The organism is Marinobacter sp. UBA2498 (assembly GCF_002341575.1).
GTDB lineage: Bacteria > Pseudomonadota > Gammaproteobacteria > Pseudomonadales > Oleiphilaceae > Marinobacter > Marinobacter manganoxydans.
Genome location: NZ_DDOI01000137.1, coordinates 18,178 through 24,628, shown reverse-complemented (window position 1 = coordinate 24,628; position 6,451 = coordinate 18,178). Strand labels below are relative to the sequence as shown.

Sequence of the window (6,451 nt, the reverse complement as noted above, 5' to 3'; positions counted from 1 at the left end):
TTGGTCGGCTCGTCGAGGATCAGCAGGCGCGGCTCGATCACCAGGGCGCGGCCGATGGCCAGTTGTTGCTGCTGGCCGCCCGAAAGGTCACCGCCGCGGCGATGGCGCATTTCTTTCAGAACCGGGAACAGCTCGTACACCCGCTCGGGGATTTTCTTGCTGCCGTCCTTGCGAACGGCCAGGCCGGTGCGCAGGTTTTCTTCCACGGTCAGCAGCGGGAAGATCTGCCGGCCCTGAGGCACGTAGCCAATGCCCAGCCGTGAGCGGTCTTCCACCTTCTTTTTGGTGAGTTCCACGTCGCCGGCGAATTCGATGCTGCCGCTCTTGGTGGTTTCTTCACCCATGATGCATTTCATCAGGGTGGTCTTGCCCACGCCGTTGCGGCCCATTACGCAGGTGCACTGGCCCTGGGGTACGTCCAGGTCCAGATCCCAGAGGGTGTGGCTCTCGCCATAGAACTGGTTGAGCTTTTCAATCTTCAGCATTACGCCTCCTCCCCGAGATACACCTTGATCACTTCCGGATCGTTGGAGACCTGGTCCATGGAGCCTTCGGCCAGCACGCTGCCCTGGTGCAGCACGGTCACCTTGCGAGCGATGGAGCGCACAAAGCCCATGTCGTGCTCCACCACAACCACCGACTGCTTGCCGGCCAGGCTGGTGAGCAGTTCGGCGGTGCGTTCCATTTCCTGTTCGGTCATGCCCGCTACCGGTTCGTCCACCAGCAGCAGCCGGGGTTTCTGCATCAGTAGCATGCCGATTTCCAGCCACTGTTTCTGGCCGTGGGAGAGGATGCCGGCGAGGCGGTCGCGCAGGGATTCCAGGCCGATCATTTCCAGCACTTCGTCGATCCGGTCCCGGTATTCGGCTTTCATCACGGCGGTGAGGGTGGGAAACACCCGCTTGTCCGCCGCCATGGCCAGTTCCAGGTTTTCGAACACGGTGAGCGCTTCGAATACAGTGGGTTTCTGGAACTTGCGGCCGATGCCCAGGGAGGCAATGTCCGGCTCGTTCATGGTCAGCAGATTGTGGCGGCTACCGAACCAGACCGAGCCGGTGTCCGGGCGGGTTTTCCCGGTGATGATGTCCATCATGGTGGTCTTGCCCGCGCCGTTGGGGCCGATGATGCAGCGCAGCTCGCCGTCGTCGATGGTGAGGTTAAGGTTGTTGATGGCCTTGAAGCCATCAAAGCTCACGTTTACGTCTTCCAGGTACAGGATGGGGCCGTGGCGCACGTCCACCGGCGACTGCACCTGGGTCAGAAACTCGAACACGTGCTCGCGGTCGGTCAGCTCCTGAAAAAAGCTCATACAGTCGCCTCCTGCTCGGTGGGGGTATCGTCATCTTCCCTGGCTTTCCGACGCTTCTGCAGCAGCCCGGCAATGCCCTTGGGCAGGAACACGGTCACCAGCACGAACAGGCCACCGAGGGCGAACAGCCAGGCGTCCGGCATGATGCCGGTGAACACGGTTTTGGCGTAGTTCACCAGGATGGCCCCGATCACCGCGCCGTAGAGGGTCGCCCGGCCACCCAGGGCCACCCACACCACGATCTCGATGGAGAACAGCGGCGAGAATTCACTGGGGTTGATGATGCCTACTTGAGGCACATACAGCGCCCCTGCCACACCCGCCAGCATGGCGGAGACCACGAACACGAACAGCTGAACCCGCTCCACCCGGTAACCCAGGAAGCGGGTACGGGCCTCGGCATCCCGGCAGGCCACACTCACCCGGCCCAGCTTGCTGGTCACAATGCCCCGGCAAATCACGTAGCCAATGGCCAGGGCGATACCGGTGGCGATGAACAGCCCGAGGCGCGTGGCGTCTGTGCGCAGGTTAAAGCCGAGGATGTCTTTGAAGTCGGTGAGGCCGTTGTTGCCGCCAAAGCCCATCTCGTTGCGGAAGAAGGCCAGCATCAGCGCGAAGGTAAGCGCCTGGGTAATGATGGAGAGGTACACCCCGGTTACCCGTGAGCGGAAGGCCAGGAAGCCGAACACCAGCGCCAGCAGGCCCGGGGCCAGCAGCACCATGATGAAGGCAAACCAGGCCATGTCGAACCCGTGCCAGAACCATGGCAGCTCCTGCCAGTTCAGGAACACCATGAAGTCCGGCAGGATCGGGTCGCCATAAACGCCGCGATCACCAATCTGGCGCATCAGGTACATGCCCATGGCATAGCCGCCGAGAGCAAAGAAGGCGCCATGGCCCAGGCTGAGGATACCGAGGTAACCCCACACCAGGTCCACCGCCACCGCCAGCAGGGCGTAGCAGAGGTATTTGCCAAGAAGCGTGACGGTAAAGGCGCTCACGTGCAGGGCGCTGTCCTGGGGCATGAACAGGTGAAGGAAGGTCACCAGCACCACGGCCGCGAACAGCACGCCAAGAAATATCTGGGTTGAACGTTCCTGTAAGGGTCTTGTTAACCACATACCTTAACCCTCCGCTGCCCGGCCTTTCTGGGGGAAGAGCCCCTTCGGCCGTTTCTGGATGAACAGGATGATGAACACCAGCACGATGATCTTGGCGAGTACGGCACCGGCCCAGGGTTCAAGCAGCTGGTTGATGGTGCCCAGGGAAAGCCCGGCAATGAGCGTGCCCCAGAGGTTACCGACGCCGCCGAACACCACCACCATGAACGAATCGATGATGTAGTTCTGGCCCAGGTTCGGGCCCACGTTGGTGAGCTGGGAGAGCGCCACCCCGGCCAGGCCGGCGACGCCGGAGCCCAGGGCAAAGGTCATGATGTCTACCCGGGTGGCGCGGATACCCATGGAGCGGGCCATGGCACGGTTCTGGGTAACAGCGCGCACTTCCAGGCCCAGGCGGGTCTTGCGCATGATCAACATCAGCCCGGCGAACACGATCAGCGCAAAGGCCAACACGTAGAGGCGGTTCAGGGTCAGCGAGAGCGCGTCGTTGATCACCAGGGAGCCGCTCATCCAGTCCGGCGTTACCACGGTGCGGTTTTGCGGCGAGATCACTGTGCGCACCAGCTGCTGCAGGATCAGGCTGATGCCGAAGGTGGCCAGCAGGGTTTCCAGCGGCCGGCCCTTGAGGTACTGGATCACGCTGCGTTCAATGATGATGCCGGCGGTGGCCGCCACCATGAAGCCGGCGGGAATCGAGAGAATCAATGCCAGGCCAGGCTGGCCGGGGAAGAGTTGCTGCATGCCCCAGGTGGTGTAGGCACCGAGCATGATCAGTTCGCCGTGGGCCATGTTGATCACGCCCATCACGCCAAAGGTGATGGCCAGGCCGATGGCGGCAAGGACCAGAACCGAACCGAGGGAAAGGCCGAAATACAGGGTCTCGGCGGCGCGGTTCAGTTGGAGTTTCTGTTCAATGCTTTCGAGGGCCTTGGCGGCACGTTGAGCCAGCGCCTCGTTGTCACCGCGAACGGCTTCGTTCAAAGCGGCGCGGGCCCGGGGATGCAGGCTGCCGGCGAGCACGTCCACGGCCTCCAGGTTGCCCTCGCCCACCCGGTAGATGGCCAGGGCTTCTTCAATGCGGTTGCGTACAGCCGCGTCTTCTTCTTTCGCCAGCTGAGCCTCAAGCGGCTCGACCAGGGAAGCATCCACTTTGCCCATCATGTCCTGCGCGGAGGCTTCGCGCACATCCGGGTCTTTGGCATTCAGGTCCAGCATGGCCAGTATGCCTTCAAGCTGGCCCCGTATGCGGTTATTGATGGCGACTCTGTCCAGCTCACGGCGGGACATTTCACCCATATTCTCTCCGGTCAGCGGATCGGCAATTTCCCAGTCCCTGCCCCGGTTGTTCAGTACCAGTACAACCTGCCCGGTGTCTTTTACCCGGCTCAGGCGGTTATTTCCGTAGGCTTCGAGCCAGCCCCTGGCTCTTTCATCACCACTGCTGACGATGGCGTTCACCGCCTCTTCCACTTTACTGGCCGGCGCCTCTGCGAGATTGATCAGCAGAGCCTTGCCAGGATCGTCTTCCTGCGCCGTTGCAGGCAGCGATAGCAGGGAAAACAGGGCGATAAGCAGCAATGTGAGCGATCGGCAGATGCTCATGAGAGTGTCCTGTCTGTTTCAAGCGTGTTGCGGGGCAACAACCGGAGGCGTAACTACCCCCGGCTGTCGATGGTGCTTTACCGTCTGAGCCTTACTCGGCTTCAGCGGCCATTTCGCCCGCAGACGCGCCACAGGTGCCGGTTGCGGTGTTGAACGTGCCGCAGAACAACGGCTTGCGCCAATCTGCAATCATGTCCCGCGAACCAGGCAGGTAGTCAGACCAGGCATCGCCCGCGACCAGACCAGAGGTTTCCCAAACCACAGAAAACTGGCCGTTGTCCTGGATCTCGCCGATCAGCACCGGCTTGGTGATGTGGTGGTTGGGCATCATGGCGGCGTAGCCACCGGTGAGGTTGGGTACAGTCACACCGATGATGGCGTCTTTTACCGCGTCAACATCTGTGGTGCCGGCCTTCTTGACCGCTTCCACATACATGTTGAAGCCGATGTAGTGCGCTTCCATCGGGTCGTTGGTGACCGCTTCATCATTGCCGGTGTGCTCAATCCACTGGTCGATGAAGTCGTAGTTAGCGTCGTTGTCCACGCTCATGAAGTAGTTCCAGGCGGCCAGGTGGCCAACCAGCGGGCCGGTGTCGATACCGGAGAGTTCCTGCTCGCCCACGGAGAAGGCAACGACCGGGATGTCGGAGGCCGCGATGCCCTGGTTACCCAGTTCACGGTAGAAGGGCACGTTGGCGTCGCCATTGATGGTGGAGACCACGGCGGTCTTCTTGCCGGCGGAACCGAAGCGCTTGATGTCGGAGACGATGTTCTGCCAATCCGAGTGACCGAACGGCGTGTAGTTGATCATGATGTCTTCCTTGGCCACACCCATGTCCATCAGGTAGGTCTCAAGGATCTTGTTGGTAGTGCGCGGGTATACGTAGTCGGTACCTGCCAGAACCCAGCGCTCCACGCCGATTTCGTTCATCAGGTAGTTAACCGCAGGAATCGCCTGCTGGTTGGGCGCAGCGCCGGTGTAGAAGACGTTTTCGGAGGATTCCTCACCCTCGTACTGAACCGGGTAAAACAGAAGGCCGTTCAGCTCTTCCACCACCGGCAGTACGGATTTACGGGAAACCGAGGTCCAGTTACCGAAAATCACGTCGACTTCTTCCTGGGCCAGAAGCTCGCGGGCTTTTTCAGCAAACAGCGGCCAGTTGGAGGCCGGGTCTACAACAACCGCTTCCATCTGACGACCGAGCACACCGCCCTTGGCGTTCTGTTGTTCGATCAGCATTTCAACGGTGTCTTTCAGAACGGTTTCACTGATGGCCATGGTGCCGGACAGTGAGTGCAGGATGCCCACCTTGATGGGATCTTCCGCTGCAACGGAGTTAAAAGAGATGGAGAGAGCGAGCGCAGAGAGGCCAAGTTTCACGTGTTTTTTGAGGTTCATTTCAGGCGTCCTTTTCTTAGTTGGGTATGCAGTTCGTCTTCAAACGCAGCAGGGCCTTTGCATCTGCTGTTCCATAACCCTTATATCTCCATTAAAAACAGAGGCTTATCTAGTATACAAGGCAAACCAGAGGCATCCGCGCTCCTGAATACGCCTCCGGAGTGCAGCATTCTTGAGCGTTTTTGGTGCGGCCGCACCTGATATGGGCAGACCTGAACCGTCTTGTGCCTCAAAAATACTCATAACCTTATGTTTTCTGCTCACTATCAAGAAAAATTGGCAAATGGCACAAGCATTGCCATTCCACATGTATACAAGTTGATTACGCACATGAGGATGACCAATGCCTTCAATGCTCGGATGGACCATCAGGGACTGGCAGACTGCTTATAAAGAGGGCGCTACGCCCGAGTCATTGCTGGGTGAGTTACTGACCGGCCTGGACAAAAAAGACGTCGCCTGGATTTCGCTTCTGGACCAGAAAGGCCTGGATGAGGCCCTTGCCGGGCTGAAACAGAAACTCCAGGACGCCGGCGAAGAGATCGACAAGCTGCCGCTCTACGGCATTCCCTTCGCCGCGAAAGACAATATTGATGCGGCAGGATTTGAGACAACGGCAGCCTGCCCGGCCTTTGCCTATACCCCGGAAGAAGACGCCACCACCGTGGCCAGACTCAAGGCCGCCGGCGCCATCGTCATCGGCAAAACCAACCTGGACCAGTTCGCAACCGGCCTGGTGGGCACCCGCTCTCCCTATGGCGCCGTGCCCAACAGCTTCAAACCGGACGTGGTGAGCGGCGGCTCCAGCTCCGGTTCGGCTTCTGTGGTTGCAAGAGGTCTGGTGCCTTTTGCCCTGGGTACCGACACCGCCGGTTCCGGCCGGGTGCCTGCCGGGCTGAATAATCTGGTGGGGCTGAAACCGACCAAAGGGCTCTTCAGCATTCGCGGCGTGGTACCGGCCTGTCGTTCACTGGATTGCGTGTCCATTTTTGCGCTGACCGTGAATGACGCCGGCCTGGT

At 60.1% G+C, this 6,451-nt stretch carries 6 protein-coding genes; 1 reads left to right on the top strand and 5 read right to left on the bottom strand.

The window, feature by feature from the left end; genetic code table 11:
• The 5 genes from B2W52_RS18985 to urtA form a co-directional block, all read right to left on the bottom strand.
• A partial coding sequence (locus tag B2W52_RS18985) for an ATP-binding cassette domain-containing protein (protein ID WP_286803906.1) occupies positions 1-485 on the bottom strand: 485 nt, incomplete at its 3' end.
• The gene (gene urtD, locus B2W52_RS18980; RefSeq protein WP_053112904.1) at positions 485-1,309 is read right to left on the bottom strand and encodes an urea ABC transporter ATP-binding protein UrtD; all 825 of its coding nucleotides are present in this window, start codon (positions 1,307-1,309) and stop codon (positions 485-487) included. The genes B2W52_RS18985 and urtD, both read right to left, overlap by 1 nt.
• Positions 1,306-2,430 (bottom strand): urea ABC transporter permease subunit UrtC, encoded by a 1,125-nt coding sequence (gene urtC / locus B2W52_RS18975; RefSeq protein WP_053112905.1) that lies wholly within the window; start codon positions 2,428-2,430, stop codon positions 1,306-1,308. Before urtC ends, urtD begins: the two co-directional genes overlap by 4 nt.
• A 3-nt stretch (positions 2,431-2,433) precedes the next feature.
• Positions 2,434-4,032, bottom strand: a complete 1,599-nt coding sequence (urtB, locus tag B2W52_RS18970; protein WP_008175223.1) for an urea ABC transporter permease subunit UrtB — start codon at positions 4,030-4,032, stop codon at positions 2,434-2,436.
• Between the two features lie 91 nt (positions 4,033-4,123).
• Entirely contained in the window at positions 4,124-5,431 is a 1,308-nt protein-coding gene (urtA, locus tag B2W52_RS18965) for an urea ABC transporter substrate-binding protein (RefSeq protein ID WP_008175225.1), read from the bottom strand.
• A 352-nt stretch (positions 5,432-5,783) separates the two neighbouring features.
• On the opposite strand from urtA, the gene B2W52_RS18960 reads away from it, so the two are divergent.
• Positions 5,784-6,451: amidase family protein (locus tag B2W52_RS18960; protein WP_286803913.1), on the top strand; the 668-nt coding region annotated here is incomplete at its 3' end.